3 protein-coding genes are annotated in these 2,122 nt (G+C 43.0%); all 3 read left to right on the top strand.

Features of this window, described 5'->3' with window-relative positions; translation table 11 throughout:
* Window positions 1–452: 452 nt before the first annotated feature.
* The 3 genes from QUA78_RS32330 (at window position 453) to QUA78_RS32320 (ending at window position 2,093) form a co-directional block, all read left to right on the top strand.
* Complete coding sequence (locus tag QUA78_RS32330) at window positions 453–845, top strand: helix-turn-helix domain-containing protein (protein WP_333307316.1); 393 nt, start codon at window positions 453–455, stop codon at window positions 843–845.
* Window positions 846–1,083: 238 nt separating this feature from the next.
* Entirely contained in the window at window positions 1,084–1,419 is a 336-nt protein-coding gene (locus tag QUA78_RS32325; RefSeq protein ID WP_333307319.1) for a transposase, read from the top strand.
* Window positions 1,377–2,093, top strand: a complete 717-nt coding sequence (locus QUA78_RS32320; RefSeq protein WP_333399253.1) for a DUF3987 domain-containing protein — start codon at window positions 1,377–1,379, stop codon at window positions 2,091–2,093. The genes QUA78_RS32325 and QUA78_RS32320 overlap by 43 nt, the downstream gene beginning before the upstream one ends.
* Window positions 2,094–2,122: the final 29 nt, after the last annotated feature.

Here is a 2,122-nt window from a genome sequence, read left to right as displayed (position 1 = left end):
ATAATGGCTGGTTCATGATTTTTAGAGTTGCTTTACAGCAGAAATCTATTATACACTAAAAACTCCCAAACGATTGCCGTGCAATCGTTTGGGAGTTTATTGTTGCCGAATCTATCTTCCTTTACCTCTGCTTGAATATCTGCGGAATGTGGGTTTCAAGCAAATACTTTCGCTTGTAAATCAGAGCACGGACATCCTTCTGCGTGTTCGTTCTCATGAAATTTTTCTTCATTCCCTGAATGCGTACTTGCTTGAGTTTGACAGCTTATACCAATTTCCTAAAATAGTGCTACAGTTAGTAGGTGTACCTTTGGTGAATTAGTACCCAAATATAAGGAAGAAAAATGTCAGTCGTGGGTCAAAATTGAAATTAGGGAAACAGAAGAAGAACTAAAAGCTCTTCTGAGGAAAGAGAAAGAGGCGACTCGCCACGAAAAACTCCAAGTCCTGTATTGGCTCAAGACCCAAACTGTAGAAACCGTATTATCGGCTGCTGTGCGGCGCGGGAAAACATCGTACCACAATACAAAGATGGTTGTCTAGCTACCCTTGCGGGGGGAATAGAAGAATTATTATTTCAGAAACCGCGTTCGGGAAGACCAAGAGTAATGAATCCAGAAACAATAGAGAGATTATCAAACCAATTGCAAGAGCCAGAAGGATTCAGTAGCTACAAAGAAGTACATCAATGGTTGACAAGCTGCTGTGAAGTAAAAGTGGCATATCGGACAGTACATCAGTGGGCGAGATATCGGCTCAAAGGGAAATTAAAAGTGCCACGTCCCGTGAGCGAAAAACAGAAAAAAGGTGCAGTAGAAGAATTTAAAAAAAACTACCATCGTTGATAAAAGCCAGCCTGAGTCAAAGTGAGAGCTTTTTAAAGCAGTGGCATAAAATTCGCTATTGGAGTCAAGACGAAAGTCGAATGGGGCTACATACAATTCAAAGAAGGAAATTAACTGGCAAAGGAATTAAGCCTCACGTCCAAGTGCTATGGGACTTTATATATCTGTGGTCATAGGTCGTAGTAGAGCCTCAAACAGGAGCGGGATTCTTTTATGAATTTACGCATCTAGACGAGCCGTGTGTTTTGAGAAGTTTTTAGAGCTATTTGCCGCTGCTTATCCTCTTGATTTGCATATCATCCAACTAGACAATGGAGGATTTCATAGTTCATTGAATCTAAATATACCAGAAAACGTGATTTTACTATTTCAGCCGGCCTATAGTCCGGAAGTAAATCCGATAGAAAGGCTGTGGGGGTATATCAAGGAACAATTGAAATGGTTGAGATTTGATGGCATAGAAGAATTGAGAGAGGCTCTGCAAAAAGAGTTAAAAAAGCTGACTAACGAAGTGATTGATTCTTTGACTGGATATCCATTCATATTAAAGGGGTTATCTGTAGCAAATATTTAGGAAATTGGTATAAGTCCACAGGCGAAGGTATTTTATACCAAGTCGCAGAGTTCCCCGACCAAGCCCTGATGTACCGATGCGATGAGCTTGCGGGCTTATTCAAATCTGCTAACCAGTATCGGGGGGGTAAAGGCAGTGACGATGAAGACTTGCTTGAGTTTTGGAACGGTACAGGCAGTACAGTCCTGCGAGCCTCTGGAGTCAAAGCAGACTTAGAAGGGCTGTTACTCACAATTTTTGGAACAATTCAACCCGACGTACTGGCAGAACTACTAAAGGATTGCAGTGATTCAAACGGAAAGTTTGCCCGCTTTGACTTTGTTTTTCAACCCGTGGCCACTTCCAAGTTATCTGAGGAAGACAGCGGAAGCTTTGACATCACGCCGATGCTTGCAGCGCTTTACACAAAAATAGACGAGCTGCCTGCAATGAAATTCGAGCTCAACTCAGAAGCCAAGCGACTGTTTACAGCCTTCTACAACGCTCAAGAAGAACGGCGGGTCGAGGAAAGCAAGCAAGGTATGCGCGCCATGATTGGCAAAACGCCTGAGAAGGTCGGCAAGCTTGCCGCCACTATCCACACCCTTACCTGTGTTTTCAATGGTGTTGAGGTTAGCCCTCTCATCCTAGCCCTGTCAAGGTGTTCCTTATTCAGGCATTTTTGTGAATCTTGAACGGCAATGGTCGAGTCGTGAAAAGCTTG

Source organism: Microcoleus sp. K4-B3, assembly GCF_036704615.1.
Classification (GTDB): domain Bacteria; phylum Cyanobacteriota; class Cyanobacteriia; order Cyanobacteriales; family Microcoleaceae; genus Microcoleus.
This window is presented reverse-complemented; position numbering and strand designations above follow the sequence as displayed.